The sequence below is a fragment of the Limnobacter sp. MED105 genome, assembly GCF_000170915.1.
Lineage (GTDB): Bacteria > Pseudomonadota > Gammaproteobacteria > Burkholderiales > Burkholderiaceae_B > Limnobacter.
Map to the genome: position 1 here is coordinate 1 of NZ_ABCT01000028.1, position 18,683 is coordinate 18,683.

The 18,683-nt window shown below is 45.5% G+C and carries 23 protein-coding genes and 1 pseudogene; 15 read left to right on the forward strand and 9 right to left on the reverse strand.

From position 1 onward, the window contains the following. Positions 1–58 precede the first annotated feature (58 nt). Both LMED105_RS15270 and LMED105_RS15275 read right to left on the reverse strand, forming a co-directional pair. Positions 59–607, reverse strand: coding sequence for a recombinase family protein (locus LMED105_RS15270; protein ID WP_040513752.1), 549 nt, complete (start codon positions 605–607; stop codon positions 59–61). A 2-nt stretch (positions 608–609) separates the two neighbouring features. Further along, complete coding sequence (locus LMED105_RS15275) at positions 610–879, reverse strand: hypothetical protein (protein WP_008253047.1); 270 nt, start codon at positions 877–879, stop codon at positions 610–612. A 181-nt stretch (positions 880–1,060) separates the two neighbouring features. Here LMED105_RS15275 and LMED105_RS15280 point away from each other — a divergent pair, with 181 nt between their 5' ends. Together LMED105_RS15280 and LMED105_RS15285 are read left to right on the forward strand one after the other, a co-directional pair. Then, entirely contained in the window at positions 1,061–1,339 is a 279-nt protein-coding gene (locus LMED105_RS15280) for a type II toxin-antitoxin system RelE/ParE family toxin (RefSeq protein ID WP_008253048.1), read from the forward strand. 9 nt (positions 1,340–1,348) lie between these two features. After that, a complete protein-coding gene (locus LMED105_RS15285) occupies positions 1,349–1,624 on the forward strand; it encodes a HigA family addiction module antitoxin (RefSeq protein ID WP_008253049.1) in 276 nt (91 codons plus the stop codon). Positions 1,625–1,657: 33 nt separating this feature from the next. On the opposite strand, the gene LMED105_RS16570 is transcribed toward LMED105_RS15285, so the two are convergent. The 4 genes from LMED105_RS16570 to LMED105_RS15300 are packed head-to-tail and all read right to left on the reverse strand — an operon-like array spanning position 1,658 to position 8,144. Then, entirely contained in the window at positions 1,658–5,065 is a 3,408-nt protein-coding gene (locus tag LMED105_RS16570; protein ID WP_083797230.1) for a zincin-like metallopeptidase domain-containing protein, read from the reverse strand. Then, positions 5,043–5,174 carry a hypothetical protein gene (locus LMED105_RS17100; protein WP_008253051.1) on the reverse strand — a complete coding sequence of 44 codons (132 nt, stop codon included), beginning with the start codon at positions 5,172–5,174 and terminating at the stop codon, positions 5,043–5,045. The genes LMED105_RS16570 and LMED105_RS17100 overlap by 23 nt, the downstream gene beginning before the upstream one ends. 4 nt (positions 5,175–5,178) lie before the next feature. Then, complete coding sequence (locus LMED105_RS15295) at positions 5,179–5,838, reverse strand: hypothetical protein (protein ID WP_008253052.1); 660 nt, start codon at positions 5,836–5,838, stop codon at positions 5,179–5,181. Next, on the reverse strand, positions 5,835–8,144 hold the full coding sequence (locus LMED105_RS15300; protein WP_008253053.1) for a DUF3363 domain-containing protein: 2,310 nt from the start codon (positions 8,142–8,144) through the stop codon (positions 5,835–5,837). The genes LMED105_RS15295 and LMED105_RS15300 overlap by 4 nt, the downstream gene beginning before the upstream one ends. A 177-nt stretch (positions 8,145–8,321) precedes the next feature. On the opposite strand from LMED105_RS15300, the gene LMED105_RS15305 reads away from it, so the two are divergent. From LMED105_RS15305 to LMED105_RS15330, 6 genes are all read left to right on the forward strand, one after another. Then, a complete protein-coding gene (locus LMED105_RS15305; RefSeq protein ID WP_008253054.1) occupies positions 8,322–8,594 on the forward strand; it encodes a hypothetical protein in 273 nt (90 codons plus the stop codon). Positions 8,595–8,735: 141 nt separating this feature from the next. Continuing rightward, a complete protein-coding gene (locus LMED105_RS15310; protein ID WP_008253055.1) occupies positions 8,736–9,800 on the forward strand; it encodes a replication initiation protein in 1,065 nt (354 codons plus the stop codon). A 360-nt stretch (positions 9,801–10,160) separates the two neighbouring features. Continuing rightward, the gene (locus LMED105_RS15315) at positions 10,161–10,832 is read left to right on the forward strand and encodes a hypothetical protein (protein ID WP_156799730.1); all 672 of its coding nucleotides are present in this window, start codon (positions 10,161–10,163) and stop codon (positions 10,830–10,832) included. A gap of 166 nt (positions 10,833–10,998) precedes the next feature. Continuing rightward, positions 10,999–11,691, forward strand: coding sequence for a ParA family partition ATPase (parA, locus tag LMED105_RS15320; RefSeq protein WP_156799731.1), 693 nt, complete (start codon positions 10,999–11,001; stop codon positions 11,689–11,691). A gap of 2 nt (positions 11,692–11,693) precedes the next feature. Further along, positions 11,694–11,915, forward strand: coding sequence for a hypothetical protein (locus tag LMED105_RS15325; RefSeq protein ID WP_008253058.1), 222 nt, complete (start codon positions 11,694–11,696; stop codon positions 11,913–11,915). A gap of 309 nt (positions 11,916–12,224) precedes the next feature. Beyond that, positions 12,225–12,563 carry a hypothetical protein gene (locus LMED105_RS15330; protein WP_008253059.1) on the forward strand — a complete coding sequence of 113 codons (339 nt, stop codon included), beginning with the start codon at positions 12,225–12,227 and terminating at the stop codon, positions 12,561–12,563. A gap of 38 nt (positions 12,564–12,601) precedes the next feature. Here the strand turns inward: LMED105_RS15330 and LMED105_RS15335 are convergent, their stop codons facing one another. The 3 genes from LMED105_RS15335 to LMED105_RS15345 are packed head-to-tail and all read right to left on the reverse strand — an operon-like array spanning position 12,602 to position 14,240. Then, positions 12,602–13,147 (reverse strand): hypothetical protein, encoded by a 546-nt coding sequence (locus tag LMED105_RS15335; RefSeq protein WP_040513748.1) that lies wholly within the window; start codon positions 13,145–13,147, stop codon positions 12,602–12,604. Positions 13,148–13,149: 2 nt separating this feature from the next. Beyond that, on the reverse strand, positions 13,150–13,848 hold the full coding sequence (gene stbB, locus LMED105_RS15340; protein ID WP_040513749.1) for a StbB family protein: 699 nt from the start codon (positions 13,846–13,848) through the stop codon (positions 13,150–13,152). Next, positions 13,845–14,240 (reverse strand): hypothetical protein, encoded by a 396-nt coding sequence (locus LMED105_RS15345; protein WP_040513751.1) that lies wholly within the window; start codon positions 14,238–14,240, stop codon positions 13,845–13,847. Before LMED105_RS15345 ends, stbB begins: the two co-directional genes overlap by 4 nt. Positions 14,241–14,669: 429 nt before the next feature. Between LMED105_RS15345 and LMED105_RS15350 the strand changes: the two genes are divergently transcribed. From LMED105_RS15350 to LMED105_RS15380, 7 genes and pseudogenes are all read left to right on the forward strand, one after another. Further along, a complete protein-coding gene (locus tag LMED105_RS15350) occupies positions 14,670–15,092 on the forward strand; it encodes a hypothetical protein (RefSeq protein ID WP_008253065.1) in 423 nt (140 codons plus the stop codon). 23 nt (positions 15,093–15,115) lie between these two features. Then, the gene (locus tag LMED105_RS15355; RefSeq protein WP_008253066.1) at positions 15,116–15,577 is read left to right on the forward strand and encodes a single-stranded DNA-binding protein; all 462 of its coding nucleotides are present in this window, start codon (positions 15,116–15,118) and stop codon (positions 15,575–15,577) included. A gap of 14 nt (positions 15,578–15,591) precedes the next feature. Continuing rightward, on the forward strand, positions 15,592–15,957 hold the full coding sequence (locus tag LMED105_RS15360; RefSeq protein WP_008253067.1) for a hypothetical protein: 366 nt from the start codon (positions 15,592–15,594) through the stop codon (positions 15,955–15,957). 20 nt (positions 15,958–15,977) lie between these two features. Then, complete coding sequence (trbB, locus tag LMED105_RS15365; protein ID WP_008253068.1) at positions 15,978–16,988, forward strand: P-type conjugative transfer ATPase TrbB; 1,011 nt, start codon at positions 15,978–15,980, stop codon at positions 16,986–16,988. A gap of 107 nt (positions 16,989–17,095) precedes the next feature. Continuing rightward, a complete protein-coding gene (locus LMED105_RS15370) occupies positions 17,096–17,425 on the forward strand; it encodes a TrbC/VirB2 family protein (protein ID WP_008253069.1) in 330 nt (109 codons plus the stop codon). Between the two features lie 64 nt (positions 17,426–17,489). Continuing rightward, entirely contained in the window at positions 17,490–17,801 is a 312-nt protein-coding gene (trbD, locus tag LMED105_RS15375; protein WP_083797231.1) for a conjugal transfer protein TrbD, read from the forward strand. A gap of 36 nt (positions 17,802–17,837) precedes the next feature. After that, a pseudogene (locus tag LMED105_RS15380) lies at positions 17,838–18,683 on the forward strand (transporter); the annotation flags it as partial.

Consider the following 18,683-nt stretch of genomic DNA (forward strand, 5'->3'; position numbering starts at 1 on the left):
ATTAAGTATAGCACCAACAATACAAGAAGCAACAACAATTTAATACAAATATGCAGCGTTAATTTTTCAAGATGTTGTAGACGGTTCCCCTTGAAATCGAGAACATCTGAGCAATGTCTTTTATCGGAACGGCGTTTTCAGAGACAAGCTGGCGAATTTTTTTGCGATCCTTTTCTGAAAGCTTTTCCGGCCGACCGCCCACCCTTCCCCTGGCACGAGCTGCACCAAGACCCGCCATGGTTCTTTCTCGAATCAGGTTACGCTCGAATTCTGCGAGTGCTGCGAACAGATGGAATGTGAGTTGCCCAGAAGCAGTTTCAGTATTAATTGCCTCTTGCAGGCTGGTGAATTGCACACCCTTTGCTTTCAAATCCATCACTGTTTGAATCAAGTCTTTGGTGCTTCGACCCAAACGGTCCAGACGCCATACAACCAGGCAATCCCCAGTGCGAAGATGCGAAAGACACTCTTGCAAAGCTGGTCGATCAAATCGGGCTCCGGTGCCCTTCTCTTCGAAAATACGATCGCATTTTGCATTCGTCAACGCCCTGACCTGCAAGCTGCAATCCTGGTCGTCAGTCGAGACCCTTGCGTATCCAAATTTCATGGTTACGGCCAAAATGGTGTTTTGATCCAATCAAGCACCACTTGGAGCTGCTTTTGATCAAGCACCCCGCGCGCTTCGAAAATGTCGAAATTCAATTCGTTTCTACCCAGCCAAACCCCGACCATGAAACGACACATCACCGCTTCTCCGTGCGACGCCACATTCAAAAATTTTTTAACTATCTCCAAATCAACCTCTTCTTTTTCCCAGTCCCACAAAAAGGTTAGTCTAGGTGCGTTCGTCTCTACCCATTTTTGAAATCCACTTTCCATGATTGCTCCTTTGTTTGTTGAAAAACTACCGTTTAATGCACATAGATTATTGTACATAGTTATTATACAAACGCAAGCAATTTTATAGGTCTAAAAGCGCAGCCCCAACTTATGTCAAAAAACCACCGTTTATTGACAATAAGGACTTGCATAATGTAGCGTGATGCGTTACAATACTCTCATGATCAAAGATTTTAAACATAAGGGATTGAAAGAATTCTTCTTAAATGGAAGCAAGAAGGGTATTAAATCCACTCATGAAGTCAGATTGAGACGTCAGCTCACCGCACTGAATAGCGCAAGCGATGAAATGCACATGAACATCCCGGGCTGGGGTTTTCATGAGTTAAAAGGCGACTTAAAAGGTCACTTTGCAGTAACAGTAAATAAAAATTGGCGACTGACGTTTAGGTTTGAAAATGGCGATGCTTATGTTGTTGATTACCAGGACTACCACTAAGGAACAATTATGGAAATGTTTAACCCTCCACATCCAGGTGGAATTTTGAAAGATGATGTTTTGCCGGCCATGGGCCTAACCGTTTCAGAAGCGTCGGTACAAATTGGCGTGGACAGAGTTACGCTGTCTCGTTTTCTTAACGAAAAATCATCTTTGTCTGTATCGATGGCATTAAAGCTTGAGGGATGGCTTGGCCAAACGCATGGTGGTGCTGCTGAAGTGTGGTTGAAGATGCAACTTGCTTATGACCTTTGGCACGCTCGGCAAAATAAAAAAGCAGCGTGACATTGTTTAAAAAGCCCCGCTGGGGGCTTTTTTTTAACGCTGCAACTCCTTTTGCTTGGTTGGGGTTCGGTCAACGACCTGACCTTTGCCGTTTTGGTATTGAACAGTCTGTATTTTGCCTGCCATAGGTGCCTGGTTCAGTGCAGCGACCGGGTGTACTACCCCTTCCCGGCCCCCAATGTCTTGCGCCGCATGGTAGGCAGTGCTGCCTACAACCTGGCCGGTGTAACGACCATTTGGCAAGGCCTCCTTAATCTCCTTTGCTGGAAGCATGGCTTTTGCCTCTTTGTGACTTTGCTCAAGCGTTTTCGAAATCGCTGACTCCACCTGCCTTTTGACTTCACTCAAGCCTTCGGATTTGTGCAAATCATTGAAGTCGGACACCTTGGCCAAGGGATCTTTGAACTTCGGAAACGCCACACCAACTTTGTATTTTTCAGCGGCTTCCAGTGCTTTTTCAACTCCTACATTGCCCCGGTTGGCGTTGGGCCGGTCATTGTCGGCCATGATAAAAATAGGGCTGGTGCTATACCTTTGTTGCAAGGCATTTACCACAGGCCCGACATTGCCCGAATCAAACGCGACAGCCACGGTTTTGCCGGTTGCTTGATGCAAGCTGGCCCCAGTCGCATAACCTTCAGCCACCAAGATTTCAGATCCGGGTTTTACTTCCCCGATGACATGCATGGTGCCCAACTTCTTGCCACCTTTTTCAAACATCTTGGGGGCTTCAGCATCGGGTGAAATACGCTGAATGGACCACAGCTTGCCGTCCACATCGCGCATAGGTACCACAACACTTTCACCTTCAAACCTCACCCCGTGGGCTTCAACGCCTTTTCGCTCCAGGTATTTATTTGGCGTCGATGTTGTTTCAGGTAGAGCCTCAAAATTGCCTTGAGTTTCTGCTATTTCCGCTGCCCGCTGTTGTTTGGCCAAAGCCGCTTGCGCTTGAAGTTGAGCCATGTCCGCAGGCGAGAGCTGCATGCCCTGAGTGGTCCAGTTTTCTTTTAAGCCAGTTTTAAAATTCTGGATGAAACCACTGGGTTTTCCGTCCGTGTAACCCACGTAAGCGCCGTTTCTTTGCCCGGGTTTATCGTCAACAGTGGGCACACGCTGCATCTTCCCATCCATGACCGGCATCCCTTCAACTTGCAAGCCAGCCGCTTTCAAGGCTGATGCAAATTCAGCTTGAGGATCGAAAGAAGATTTTTCCCGCACAGTTTCGGCTTTCGGCATAAACCTCGCAAGCTTTTCTAAGTCAGAACCCGGTCCCGCGTACCAGGTTTTGTTTTCTTTGTCCCACTTGGCACCCAGTGCTTTTGCTTCTTCCTTTTCTTTAAAAGGCACGGCCAAAATGACTTTTTTTTCTTCACGCGAAACTGGAATTACAGTTAATTTTTGTTCTGGTGTAGGTTCAGGCTTGGGCATAAATTTTGAGAAGACCTCTCTTTCAGAGTATGGTATGTACCATTTTTTCTCAGCACTATCCCACAACGCTCCCAATGATTTCACTTCCGCTTTATCGTTAAAATCCACGTTTAAGTAAACCGCTCGCCCTCCCATCGCCAGATAATTTTCTGGCTTCAGATTCCGTTCTGGGGAGAGGCTCAACACATGTGCGCTAATTTTTTCTGCGTCAGAAATCGCTTTGATTATTTCATTTTTGTCGCTTCCCAAAAGCTCATGAGCGCCATCCATATATTTCTGGAAAGCTGCTGAGTAAGGGGAGGACGGATTAAATTTGATTCCAACACGGTCAGATACTAGATACCTGGCAATTTCAGTTCTTAGCTCATTTTTTGCAATGTCCTTTGGTGACACTGGGGTGGTCGATGAAACCAAACCTATTTCGTTTCCAACCCGACGTACAAGCTCGCGCACAAACAATTCAGGCTCATGAAAAGCAGAGAATTTAGTTGACACTCCTTTTTTTTCTAGATTATTTTGAATGTCAATCAATCGCAAATTCTGAGTGCTATTTATTCCAAGTCGAGCTGGAAATTGGTAATTTTCGGGCGTTCGACTAATCCCATCCAACTGTTGTGCATTAAAGTACGTATTCTTGATAACTTCTTTAGTTCCCGTTTCAACTTCGACCACTGTTCCCATTTCATTGGGGCGCACCTTTAATCCAAGCCTCACAACATCTTCTGCTTTGAGCCAGCGCTGATCAGTTCGGACATGATTAGGCAAGCCGCCCAAATCTTCACTAACCGGGTTAACATTCATTGCTAAAGTCAACGCAGTGACGCCAGTATATGATTCGTTTGTAATTGGATTGTATGGAGCTAGTCGGTGAGAATTCGGATTTGCTGAGTAAAAATCTGAATTAAGTCCATATAAATAAGATATTTTTTCCCACGGCAAGCCTCTGCCGAGATTTGAAAGAACCTTGTTTGTAAGCTCTGCTTTAAAATCAAATTCTTTAGCTTGGGACATCACTCCACCCATGCTTATACCTTGGCTTATCTCAACCGATTTTAGGGACGCAGAAGACAAGCCTAATTCAATACCTTTTGAAATATTCTGCTCTTTGGTTTGATCCAGCCCAATCACGTACTCCGTAATCTTTTCAGCATCCCTGGATGCTTTGAAAATCTCGTTTTTGTCGTCTTTGAGTGCCTGCACCCAAGACTTCACATAAGCTGCATGCTGCCCCGGTTCGTGGGGAATTCCCAAACGTTCGGCGGTGAAGTAGCTCGAAAGCTCGGCCCGAAGCTCTTCTTTCGCATATTCAGGAGAACCAAAGCTGTTGCCCAGTTGCCTGTTCAGTCTCGACTCGTGGCCAGTCCAGTGCCCCAGCTCATGCAAAGCCGTGGAGTAATATGCTGCCTGACTTGGAAACTGCTGTTTGCCAGGCATGTGAATTTCATCAATCATTGAGCTGTAAAAGGCCCGATTCGATTGGTCGTGAATGATTTTCGCGCCACTGGCTTGAAGAATCTTTTCAGCACGCTCGATCGGCTCCCACTGGTAGCCAAGCTTTTCGCGCTTTAGCTCCGGTACGCCGTCAATTTGCTCCGCATTGAAAACCACGGCTCGAAAAACACGAGGCTGCTGCAGCTTCACATCGCGCGTGATTTCTTCGCCTTGGGCATTGCGTACAGGCTTCCCGTTTTCATCGAGCACTTTTTCTTTTTCGGAAAACTTCCAATACTCAATAAGAGTGCCCTTCTCGCCTTTTCGAACTTGCCAGCCCTTTTCAGCGGCTTGCTTATAAGTCATCCAGCGCGGATCTCCACGACCTTCGATTGTCAGTGCAATCGAGTTGGCCCCTTTGTACATCGAGTCCGTGGTGGGGTTATACGGCAATCGACGCTCAGCCATCGATGGGTCCCATGGCTTAAGCCAAGGTGCCGTTCCATTTTCCATTTGCTCGATGATTTTATCGGTGAGCTCCTGCCTATAATCCCGTTCAACCTTCGCCGGTTTCGCCATTTTCAGCCTCCCTCAGTTTTTCATCTTCGATTGATGCCATCGCATCCTCTTCGCTGATCGCGGTTTCTTCAAACGCGCCATCTTCTTCTGGGTTCATGTTTTCAGTCACTTTGTTAACCTCCTTGATCGTCGGGTTGGCAGTTAATAAATGGGATGCTCAGAACCGCACCCCACTTGTTAGAATCGGTCATGTCTTTTTGAGCAAGTGCCCATTTGTACTGATCGTCATTGTCGTAATGCGGCGACCATCGGCCTTGGGCAATGCGCTCTTCGCGAATTGAGTCCAGGTACGCCCGACGATCCGCAACCAGCTTCAAGCTCTTGGAATCAAGTGCCCCATGCCCCACATAAACTGAATACCCAATGTATTGCGCAGTCGTCGTCGGGCTTGAATTGAAGACTTGGCCATTTTCCGGATCGTAGGACGGGACTGGGATTTGAAGAGAAATGCTCGCTGGAAGCCCGTTGTCGTATCGCCCTTGGGGAGGATAAAGCCCGCCTTGATACTTCTCCCAGCGACCATTCAAAGGCAACACAAGAGCTGTTTGTTGATCGGGCGTTAGGACGCCTAACCAAAACAAACCGGGCTTGCCAGCATCGGCTCCAGTATTCACCGTGACATTGATTGTAGGAGTTGTGCTATATCCAAAACCGTAACCGAATTGATTGGTGCCAGATCCACAAGTAATCGACGCGGTGGCAGACACGGCGGCAAAAGCTGCATTGGCCGAAAAGCCCAGTGCGCATGCAAGCGCGATTTTTTTCATATTCATCTTGAATGTCCTTTTTCTTTTGCTTTGGCTCGCTGCAAATCCAAATCAGCAAAGCGCCAAAGCGTTAGTCTTTGCTGCGTATTTTTCTCGTTAATCTCAACTGCGCGGGCCTGAATTCGCTGCCCCAGAGTGACCACTTCGTGCCCGGATTGCTGGCGAATCAAAGTGAGTTCACGGCCTGAATCCACAACGATTTCGGTCTGGTCTGCCTTTTTGTTGACCAAAACCACCCGTCCAGTGACTTGCATACCAGCCTTGGTTTCAAGCTCAACCACAGACTTGTTTCTTGAAAGTGATAGTTCGTTTAGCACGGGTTTAATCCCCTCCTTCTTCGCTCTTTCGTGTAGATCATGGGACTTTTTAAAGCCTCCGGCTTTCATCGCAAAGTTTTCAGCGCTTAAGTCCACTCCTCGAGCGGCCCAAACTGCGCGACGCTGGCTCACTATCTCTTGCATGGGGTGATTGGCTGGAAGTGTAGATATTTGACGAATTATTAAATCCAATTTGTTAGGCTTCGACTCTTCAATTGTTAGCCTCATTTTTTCTGGATTCAATAGGGTCGCGAACGATTTTGATTTTTGTGACAATGGTTCATTGATGAATACGAGCGTTTTATCTTTGACGTATTGTGGATTCAGCCCCATTTTTTTGAGGTGATCATGGTTGATTTGGACTACGTGCCCTTGAGCATTTTTTGCAGCAAAACTGCGTCGGCCTTTGCCTTCAATGACAAAAATCTGACCATCGAACCCAACATACTGACTTGTTTTCAAGCCTTTTTGCTGGAAATTAAATGCATCGAGTTTCAAAGCATCTACATGGCCGGTGTTTTGTCCTGAACCGAAGGCAATTCCGGCTTGTCTAAGGACTCCGAGGCGATCATTTATAGCCACACTAAATTGCCCAACAACGGTTTGCGTTGAAATCAATCTTTCTGGGACTTGTTGCAATAACAGGATTTGATCATCGATAAAATCGACCCCCATTTCCCGACCATAATTTTTAACAGATTGAACCCCTTTTTGGTTAACTGCGATTTCAATAAAATCACCCGCTTTAATTTTTCCAGTGCCTCGCAACTCTTCGAGCTTAGAATTTTGGCTCATAAAATGCAGCTTGCCATCAACTCCCTCAATCAGAATATAGGGTTTGTTCGACTCCTCGTTAAGCCCAGTTCCAACAACTTTTCCGGCAACTCTGTCGCCTTTTTGCAAGATCGTGTTAACCAGCGGTGCATTGGGATCTGAAACCATTTCTCTATGTTGAAATTTCGTCTTTAACCGATCCTGGCTAATTTGTACTTGCCGAAGGGCGGATTCCAAATCCGGTGAAAGGGTCCATCTAAGCGTTTTCGTGCGTGTGGCCAAACCCATCTTTTCCAACTCTGTGAGTCGTCGAATTTGAACAATGCGGTTGTCTCTGGCCTCTTGGGATGTGGGCGGCTTTGATTCAAAAGAAATATTGTTGCTATTGGCGCGCGCTTTTTTGATTAAATCGCGATCAATATCAGTAAATCTCTGTTGTGTAATTTGGCGCTCAATGGCTTCAGTTACATCGATTTGGGTGCGGTATCCAAGCTGACGCGTTGCAGCTTCCTGAGCTCTCATACGTGAGCCCAAACGAATGTAATTAGGATTAATGGTTAATGTTCTGCCTTGATCGTCTCGGCCTCGAACGGCCACATGCACATGTGGGTTATCTGTGTTGTAGTGCGCAATAGCTACCCATTCCAGCCGGGTGCCCAGATCTTTTTCCATGAATTGCATTTGTTCAATGACTGCCCTTTTTAAATCCAACTTGTCTCCAAACTCAGGGCTAATAATCATTTTAAACATGTGTTCATCGCCGGACTTTTGCCACTCACCTAGGGTCTTTGAAAGGGGAATATCGTCTCCCCCGCTTCCAAAACCAAGGGTAGGCTCGTGTTTCTTTCCGGCTTCCAGTTCTTCGCCTTGAGCAGATTCACGCTCCAGGTATTTTCCATGCGCGGCCCATTGGCCAGCAGTCTTTGCATTGGAAAATGAGAAGCGAACAGCCACACGCTGAAAGTTTGGAAATGAGACTGAGCGCCTGGTTGTGCCAACACCCTTTTGAAACTTGGAACGGGCACCGGACCGACCGGAGCCGCCAGAGGATTTGCTTGAACGCAAAACACTTTGCATCTTGCCAAAAGCCTTGGAAATTTCGCGATTCTTGGAGTTTGAACGCGAGGGCAGCTTCAGGGCAATCCGAACATCTTTGTCCTTATCTTCGGAGTCAAAAACCCCCCTGCTTTGGGCAACCAGATCCAATAACCCTCGCTTCATAATACAATTTCCGTGTTTAATATAGCACCAAATATAGCATTAAAGAAGTCATAAAACAAGCAAAATCAAGGGCTTCAGACCCATTTAAAAAAACACTGGAAAAATTCAAAAAAAATTCATATTTTCCCAAAACGTGATATATTGGGTGTGCATTAAAGATTTACTGAGGTTGCAACTATGCAAGAAATTCTAAGACATGATTCACTTCGAATGATGGCCAAGGCTGGCGCGATAAAAAGCGTTCAAATCATTGGGCAGGGTGATGGGTTCGCTTTGGTGATGACACCAAAAACGGGCGAAGAAATGCCGCTTATCACTAAGCGTGGCGATCTTCGACGTTTTAAAAAGCTTGAAACTGTACTGGCTTATTTGAAAGAGGATTGTGGCGTAGGTGAAGCCACATTGAAATTCGAATTCTGGAATAAGAAACAGGGCGACCTAGCCCTATAAAGACAAAAGCCCGTTTGGCGACGGGCTTTTGCTTTGCGAACATTTTGCTAAGAATCAAACAGTTTCCACGCCGTGGATTCTTAGCTAGCTACCCTGAAATTTTGTTCAGGGTGTAAAAAACAGGCTAATGGAATCGCCTATATGCAAATAATAGCACCTGAAACAGAAAAAAATCAACAGGGTTTTGCGCCCCCCCAATTCGAGTTAGGCCTTGAAGACACAAGGACTATTCTTCAAAAAGTATTCACAAACCGTTTGCCCAAGCGGGTCTTGGCTAGCGATGATCCATTAAAAGGGGTTTTTGAGTACCCCAAATGGAAGGCATTGGACAAGCGGTTAATCCAATTTAACCACACCAATCTGGCCACAAAGCTTGTATTCGATATTGATACAAATATCAGACACCTGGAACAGGAAGGCTTTGAGAGCATCCTGCTGCCCGAACCAAGCTGGGTGGCTTACAACAAAACAGCAGAGAATTTTGGCCGAGCACATGTTTGCTATGAGCTGGCCGCGCCTGTGCCCCTGAGCAGCCTCAGCTCAGCAAAGGTGATTCGCTACCTGGCCGATATTGAAATGGGCCTCAAAATCCGCTTTGGTGCGGCTGGATACAACTGCGATCATAGTTACGCGGGCCTGCTGTGTAAAAATCCTCTAGTGCCTGATTTTTATGACGTTATAGCCAGGGCAAAGACATTTGAGCTGGATGAATTGGCAGAATGGGCCGCGCCTTTGGGGGCGAAACCCACGCGGAGCACAGGGTTTGGCCGGAACTGCGATCTTTTTGAAAACCTACGGCATTGGGCTTACGCACAGTACAAAAACTTTTGCTCCAAAGAGCAATTCATTCAGGGCACTCGCAAGCAGGGCGAACTTATGAACAGCGCCTTCAGCCCTCCCCTACCCGTTAATGAAGTTAAATCAGTAGCCAAATCTATTGCCAACTGGACCTGGGAGCAACGCGTAGAGGGCAAAACAGACCGTAGGGGCCGTTCATTTGCAGAGTATGTAGAAAAGACGCACACCCCCGAAATACAGCGTCTGCGGGGCCTTAAATCGGGCGCAGTACGGTTTGAAGGATCAAAAACAGCAGACGAGCCTTGGAAGGCCGAGGGAATTAGCCGGGCTACCTGGTACCGCAGAAATAAGAAAAATGGGGTGAGACACGAACCTAATCAAGCGATTCAAGCCATGGAAACAGAGTGAGACACGAACCTAATCAGGATATAAGGGTTTTGTTTAGCTTTAATGGTTTTATGTTTACAAGGGCTTTAGCCCTATCTTAAGAAAGCCTCGACCCATCATGGGCGCAGGACCAACGGGACGAGCAAGGATGGGTGAGGAACCAAGGGGGGTTACATCCCCCCGCGGTAGTGTTGGTTGATACTAGGTGCTCCAATGTAAATGGCTTTTGTTTGGATACCCCGCGTTAAGCCAAAGAATGTCCTTAAACCATCATTAGGGTAAGTTGATTTAAATAAATACATAATTATGTAAAAATTGCTTGCAATAATTATTACTTGTGCTATACTAAACTCAACTAATCAACAGACATGGGAGATTTTTATGAATTCCGGATACGTGGGTTACTCGAAATCGGTAAGGGCGGTATGGGCGGAAGAACATGGTGAGTATCCCGCAACTGAATGTGCCCGGCGCTTGAGGGGCGGAGTTACTGCTGAGTACATTCGTGATCGCTTCCAGCCTGTGTCCTGGCATCACACCAGCAAGTTTTTTAATCGCACCGATTACTACGATTTCACGTCAATTTCTCTGTTTTTGCAATCCGAGGAAGGAATTGAGGATCTGCGTGCTTTTAAGGCTTTCAAGTCTCGAATGAAAGCTGAGGAAAAGCAACTGGCTGCTGTATTGCATAGAGTAAGCAGAGCAAAACATGTGGAAAATTGCCAGAATATTGCGCGGATTGCCGTTGAGCTTTTTTCTAAGTTTAGAGTACTTAATGGCGGAGCAGCCATTTTTTGTCCCTTGACTTTGGCTGAGCTGGGTTCTGCAAGACCCGCAACTGCTGACGAATTTCTTAGTGCTTTGACGATCGAGCACGCGACCCCTTCTCTCTACAATAATTTACACGTTCTTCAGGCTGAGCTGGCGCTCGATGACCTCCAGGCTGTTTTTGATGGCAAGGCTGAGTCGGTTCGATTGTTTAGAGGAAATGTATTCTTTTTTACGTTAAACATTCCCGCTCATGTGCGCGCCAAGAAGAGTAACGAAATTTAATTAAATGTTTATATAAATATTGCTTGCAGTAAATATTTCTTGTGCTATACTAAAATCATCTTAGCTTACGTTTATAAGGACTTTGTTTTTATGGGAAATGACATCCAGATTAGATATTTTGGATGAGGACGATATCCTTAGTGAACTTATCAACAGTCATATATAATTGTTTAATGTAGCAATTAAATATTTGTATATTAATTTAATTGGGGAAAGTATGAAAGTAATAGCGGTCATGAATGAAAAGGGTGGAGCGGGCAAATCGACTATATCAATCGGCCTGGCATGCGCCCTTTATCGTCAGGGTGAGCGTGTAGTGTTGGTTGATAGTGACCCCCAAGGTTCTGCCAGGGATTGGCGAGAAACAGCCGGGGAGGGTGCTTATTTGCCCCCAGTGATTGGCCTGGACAAACCCGACTCGATCAAAGATGGGTTGAAAGCATTTTCGTCCATGGACTGGGTCATCGTCGATACACCAGCCAAGGCGGCGAAAACTTCTGGGGTAATCATTAATGCCGCTGATTTTGTGCTTATTCCGCTTCAACCCTCAGGCTTGGATGTTTGGGGGGCAAGCGCGATTGTTAACTTGGTTGGTTCTTACAAAGATATGGGTGGCCAGGTTGAAGCTGGTTTTGTTCCCACAAGGATTCGACCTGGCACCAGGTTAGGTTCTGAAATTCTCGACGGGGAATGGAATGAGTATGGAATTCGTCAACTTAACTCGGTTGTTTGCGACCGCGAGTCTTACAAGAAATCGATTACTGATGGGAAATCCATTTTTGAAACATCCGACAGTGCGGCCAAAGGGGAAATCGACTGTCTTTTGGAAGAAATACAAACAATTTTGAAAGGGAATTAATCATGTTGAAATCGAAGGACACAAGCAAGCTGCGCGATGAAGTAAAGCAAATTAGCGAAGCCTTGGCTGCGAAAACGGCGAAATCGGGAAAGGTGACAGTGAGCATGCGTTTGTCGCCCGAAATGCACAAGCGCATTAAGGTTGCTGGGGCCACCACTGGCCGGACAGCTTCGGATTTGATCGAAGTTGCCGTAGAAAGATACCTAAAGGAATTAAATGTTTAAATAATTATATAAATGTATATTTGTTTATTAATTTAATTGTTCTTTTTTTAATTAGCACCTGGTTGGTCTGAATTATCGGATTTGCTGTGTGTAAAAAAGGTAAGTGACTGAAAATAATACTATAAATGGCTTGCAATAAACATATAACTGGTGCTATACCAAAGTCAGTTAAACGTTGAGCCATTTATTGAGCTGGCCCATAAAAGTGAATGAAACTTATATGAAGTCGGGGTGGAATAAAACGGCGTAGTGCCGGGTTATTATTTAAAGAAATAATTATGACGTTTCAATTTTAAACAGGAGAATGACATGAATATTTTTGTAGCAGTTTTCTTGATAGCGGCTCTGTTGATTTCGGTTGTGGTTGAGAGTTTTATTGTTGTAGCGAAATCTGATTTTTCTAAAAATCAAGAACTAACTTTGCGTTTCGTTCCATATTTTCTTTTCTCGGCAGCGTTGTGCTGGTTCACTGAAATTCCTTTGCATGACATTTTGTACTTAAGTGGGGTGGGGGTGTTCTTATTTTTTGTAACGGAATTGGCTTATGACACTTGGGACTCAGACTCTTTGCGCGCCAAATTCCTGCGAATTGTGCCTTGGGCACATTCTTGTGTCGCTACTGTTGTATCTGGGTATGCATTTATTTAAAGCAATATTTATACAAATAAATAATTAATTAAATTTAATTAATTGTTGTGAGGTGTTTTCATTGCATTTATAAGTTTTCTCTTGGTTTCTGGATCGAGCTTAGGAATCGCTCGTAGAATTTGTTCACCAGCCTTTTGCTCTTCAGACATAGCATTGGTAGTAACGAAGTAGGTGATAGTGGCCCCTGCGATGGCGCATAAGAGCCCTTGCGCAAAAAGGCCCATTGCCAGGCGATATTTCCATCTGGCAGGAGCTGCTATCGTCACATGCTCGTGAAATGACTTTAAGGTTTTGGCCGTTTCTTCCTTGAAAGCTTGTGCGAAGTGTTGGGCCTCAAGTCTTGCGCTCTCAGCTTTGATTTCTCCCACGGACTTGATGACCTGGCTATTAACAATCTCAGCCGCTTTCTGCCCGCTGTTCTTAATTTCTTGAGCGCAGCCGGGCAGGGCATCTTTCAGTTTTTTTACTTCGTCGGACAACACCAACACGTCGCCCAGTACTTCGGCTAAAAGCGCCTCTTGGGCCGATGTAAAGCTTCGCCCTTGGGTTGAAACGCCTTTGGCCGTATCCACAGCATCACTCATGATCAAGCCTCAACAACAGCTTTAAAAACACAATCAAGCTCTTCTTGAACCCCAGCAGCCAACCTCTTCATACCCAAAGCTTGGCTCAGTCTTACTTTCTCAGCAGGGTCTGTGGCCTCTTTGATTGCAAATTTGAAGTCAGTCTTGTCTTCAAGTATAGCGGCAATACTATTTGCGGTCCCTTTGAGTTTTCCGAATAGTTCATTGGTGTGAATCACGAAATCAGGGCTGACCACGCATGTTCCAGCTTGCTCGGCATACTGAATGATCCCATCAAAAACTTCTGCAGGGTTTTCGTCGATTTCAACCATGTTGAAGACCACTCGAATTTTGCTTGCTGGCACGCCAATTTCTGCTAAGTAGTCGATAGTAGAAATAGTGTCTTTGAGTTGCTTGGTCTTTGGGACCGTGGGCACAATGTAAAGATCGAAGTCTTCATGTGAGCCCTTGAAGCTTTGCATGCGGTTAAGAAAATCTTCGACGTTTGATGCGCCAACATCGACTACAGCCGCGTCTTCAATGGCCAGCGTGTCCATTAAGGTTTGAAACTGTTTACCACGCAGGGCCTCGTTATCTTCGTCTCCATCGGAATTAATTGATTCAATAGAAATAACGCTTGAACAAATACGGGGTGCGATTAAGTGACGAGAAATTGTGGATTTTCCAACATTACCGGAAAAGTTTAAAACTACTATTTTCATGATTGCTCCTTTTTGGCATTTTTTTCAATTCGCCGTTTAACAGTGGGTGGAAGTGTATTGTCTTTAATGAACTGGCTGGCGAAAGCTTCTCGCTCTGCCCTGGTTGAGATTTGGCCAGATTTGAAACGGTTTAGATTTGGTTTGTTTTCTTGGGATTCTGTTTTGTTATCATCCTTTTCTTTTGGAGTAACGATCTTTTTGTTGGTTGGATTGTTTTTCAGTCTTTTGCTCAATGCAACATGGCTAACAGAAAGGCCTTGTGTTTTCAGCCAATTTTGAATTTGAATCAGCGTACATCCTTCACTTCGAAGTTGCGCGATGGCGGGCATGTAGTCTCTCAGCACTCCTTTCCTGCCCGGTACGATTGTTTTTAAGTAGTTTTCTTGATCCATTTCCATCAATCAGGTGTATAGCATCAGATATATTAGCTCACACTTTTTTAAACAATGCAAGTTTTTTGTAACGTACTTGAAACTCGAAGTTAACCTTGTTGAAACCTCATGAAACCGTTTTGAAACTTAGTTGTAACCAACAGAGTTTTTTTAACTCTGTTGTAACCTACTTGAAACCATTTTTTGTTTTAGAAGGTTAAACAGAATGCTTAAGGCCCTGATTCTGGCCAATTTGGGTTTGGTGTTTCAGGTCTGGCTACATTGAACAACGCAAAAGAAGGGGTAAAACACTCAAAAATTAAAGCTAGTGGAACATAAAGGGTGTAATACGGTAGGGTTGCAATTTGCCCGCAAATTGTTGTTGACATGGGGAAAAACAGAGAATACACTTAAGACTCAAAGCTAAAAAACAATATCGGAAACGCATACATGGACAAAAAACGCTTAACGACAGTGAGGTTTGATGGCCCACAGTACGCCGAGCTTGAGCTGGCGGCGAAAGACCGAGGAATGAGTGTTTCAGCCTTGGTGCGCACATGCGTTGAAGAGTTTTTGCGCTCCGAAGGCAGGGCCGCAGAGTTGATCGAGTTCGAGGCACGCATGGCCGCTTCGCTTGAAAGATTTGGTAAAGGTGTGAATCAAGCAAATAATGATGTTCAACTGCTGATTGCAATTGTGGACCAGGCTTGTCAATTTCTATTTTTTGCAACGCCCGAAGTTGTGGATAAATCGTCGGCTCAAATTGTTGGAAATCGGAGGTATAAAGAATTTGTGGAAGCTTTGAAAAATTCATTTTCAACCCGCAATAAAAAATCAGAGTTTTCCACTAAGCTTAATGAGCAACCTAATTAAATTATACCATTTGGAGTGATTAGATGATGTCTTTAAGATGTTATAACAAAGTGATTTTAAAGGGTTTTCTAGGTAAGTCGCCAGAGGTGCGTTTGCTTCCATCTGGTGACTCTGTTGCTAATTTTAGTATAGCAACAACTATACAAAATCACACTGAATGGCACAAAATAGTGTGTTTCAGCAAGCTTGCTGAGTACGTCGTAAAAGGTCTTGGTGAAGGGGATTTTGTGTATATCGAAGCACAAATCCGAACGAGGGAATTTAAAACTGCCGAATCGGACGAGAAAGGATATAGGCCGAGGAAGGTTTTGGAATTGATAGCGGAAGAGATCCACCTAGTCTCAAAAAAAGGAATAGGGCATGCGCTGGAGGATGATCGCAAAAAAAACGGGTTAGACCCTGAAAATTCAGGAAAAAGCGAGGCTGTTGTGGATAATGAATCTAATGATGCGGCGGGCGACTTTTCGTTGCCCAAATATATTTAAAAAAGGAGTGTGAAATGAAATTTTATAAGAATTTATCTCAAAAGGCACAGGCCTTTTTCCTGATCGCAGTGGGGCTTGGTCTGTTAGCTGTTGGCACTTTGCTGAACAGCTACATTGCCGATCGTGGCCAGCGCGTCGATCCAGAGCGGCCAATGTTTATTAAATCGGAGTTCCTGGAAATGGACATTAAGGCCCTTCGAAGACACTTTGCTCAGAACAAAGATGAAGTTGCACAAATCGCTCAGGCTTGCGCCAAACAAAAGGAATCTGAAGTTTCTCTGAAAGTGGCTGAGATTTGTAAGCTGGCTGAAACGATGAATCATTTTCGCACACACGCGGAGCGCCCTTCCACATTTAGCAGCGCTGGTGGTACGAGATAAAAGTAAAAGGAGTAAAAGTCATGCAGGGTGTAAACATCGTGGAACAAATTGTCGAACAGTCCCAGCAAGGTAGCTTCGAAGACGAAAAGCGTAAGCGGCTAAACGAAAAGCTTATCCGCGAGCTTGGGCCAACAGTCATGGCGGCTTTGTCAGATGAAGCGGTCGTTGAAATTATGCTGAATCAAGACGGGCAGCTTTGGGAGGACCGTCACAATTCAGGCATGAAACCAGTGGGACAGATGGACAGAAATCGCGCTATCAGCCTCATTGGCACGATTGCGGGCATGCTTAACCTCGAAGCATCGGTGAATGCCCCGGTGATCGAAGGCGAGTTGCCCCTGGATGGGTCACGGTTCGAAGGTTTGTTGCCTCCTGTTGTCCAAAGTCCCGTTTTTGCAATTCGCAAGAAGGCTCACTTTGTTTACACCCTTGATGACTATGTTAAAGATGGCATCATGGCCCCAGAGCACCGGGCCTCAATCATTAGTCATGTAAAACAGAAATCCAATTTCCTGATTGTGGGTGGTACGGGTACAGGTAAAACAACTCTGGCCAACGCTATTTTGAGCGCTGTCAGCACATACAGCCCGAACGACCGAATCGTGATGCTGGAGGATACTTTGGAACTGCAATGTTCAAGCCCAAATGTGGTTTCTCTACGAACGAGCTCAGCAAAAAACATGAACGATTTGCTTAGAGCCACCATGCGCTTGAGGCCGGATCGAATTTGCGTTGGTGAGGTTCGCGATAAAGCCGCTCACGACCTGTTAAAAGCATGGAATACCGGCCACCCTGGAGGGTTGGCAACAATCCACGCCAACAGTGCGGAAATGGCGCTTACACGATTGTCTCAACTGGTCGAAGAGGCAGGTGTACCTGCTATCCCAGCAGTCGTTGCAAGCGCTGTAAACGTGGTTATTTCAATTCAGCGAACATCCACAGGTCGAAAGATCAAACAAATGATTGAGGTCATTGGTGTTGATCCCGACACGGGCGAGTACATGTTCAAACCTGTCCGAGTGGCGGAATAACACAAATTTATATGGAGGTGTGTTTTTTATCCAAACAATGTCTTGTGCTATACTAAATCTTACGCTATACTAAATTCGCGAACATAAACTAATGGAGGTTTCGCCAAATGAGTAAATTTTCAAAGCTAGTAAAAAAATCCCGCGATTTCGTCGCTTTCCTGACTTTCGCTCTTTTCACAAACGTTGTACTGGCAGCAAGCCCTAGTGCTGGCGGTTCAGGTTTGCCTTGGGAAGCCCCCCTGGACACTATCCTGCAATCAATTCAGGGTCCTGTTGCTCGAGTGTTCATTCTTATCTCCGTGATTGTTACGGGTCTTGGTATGGCTTTTGGTGAGCATGGCTCTGGTTTCAAAAAGGTGATGGGCATTGCTTTCGGTGGTGCCATCGTGATTGGCGCTATTAGTTTCATCACAACCCTGTTCGGCGCTGGTTTCTAAATGCTGACTTAGCGCGGGCTTTTAGCCCGCTGCTAATTTCGAACGAGAGACAAGAGGTTAAAGAATGGACGGAAGACGAAGAATCCCAATGCACCAGTCACTAATCAGGCCTGTCCTGCTTGGAGGTGCTGAAAGGGGCCTGGCTTTGATGAATGGAGTCATTTCGGCGGCTTTGATTTTCGGTATCGGTAGTTGGCAGGCAGCCGTGATTGGAATTGGATTTGCACTGATTGTACACATGGTTTTGGTGAACCTGGCCAAACAAGATTGCCAGTTTTTCGACGTGTACAAAAGGCACATTACGTACCAAGATTTTTACCCGGCGCAGGCTTCGCAAAGCGCACCGGCACCATTAATCAAGTATTTAAATAAATAATTCTATAAATGTATAATTCAATAAGGAAGCACAACCATGTTGGCTCTCAAAGAATTCCGAAGTACCGCAAAAGGCTTGCCGGATTTGCTGTCATACGCTGCTTTGATTGATGAGGGCGTAATTCTAAACAAGGATGGATCGTTTACAACGGGCTTGTATTTCCGAGGCAATGACCTTGGGTCCTCTACGCCTCAAGAGCTCAATGCATTGTCAGCACACGCAAACCATGCGTTGTCAAAGTTGGGCAATGGCTGGATTCTGAATGTAGATTCAATCCGGGTACCGGCCACTTCTTATCCTGGGATTGAATTGAACTTTTTCCCTGACGCTGTAACTGGCCTGATTGATGCCGAGAGACGGGCTCAGCACGAAGCTGAAAAGTCGCACTACGACAGCATTTTTGCCATGTGTTTAACTTACCAGGCACCACCTGAGCTTCAGAGCCGCATTGCTGCTGTTTTTGTGGATGATGACACCCACGAGGGCAGGATCTCTTCAGGAACAACTTATCAGCGAATTCTTGAGCGTTTTAATGCCGTTGTGGCTGATGTAATTGGCGCTTTTTCAGCGCACTTGAAATTGCGCAAAATGAATAGTGGTGAGCTGCTAACTTATCTGCACACCTGTTTGAGTGGTGAACGCCACCCAGTTGCCGTTCCGGCTGTGCCGATGTACTTGGATGCCATTTTGGGCAGCAAGGACTTTTTCACTGGCATGGCCCCGCGCATTGGCAATAAACACATCCGTGTAATCACGATCAATGGCTTCCCTCACGAGACCGCGCCTGGTATTTTGGATTCCCTGAACTCGCTTCGTCGTGAGTACCGCTGGTCCACTCGTTTTATTCCGCTGGACCAACTCGATGCCGAGAAACAGCTTAAT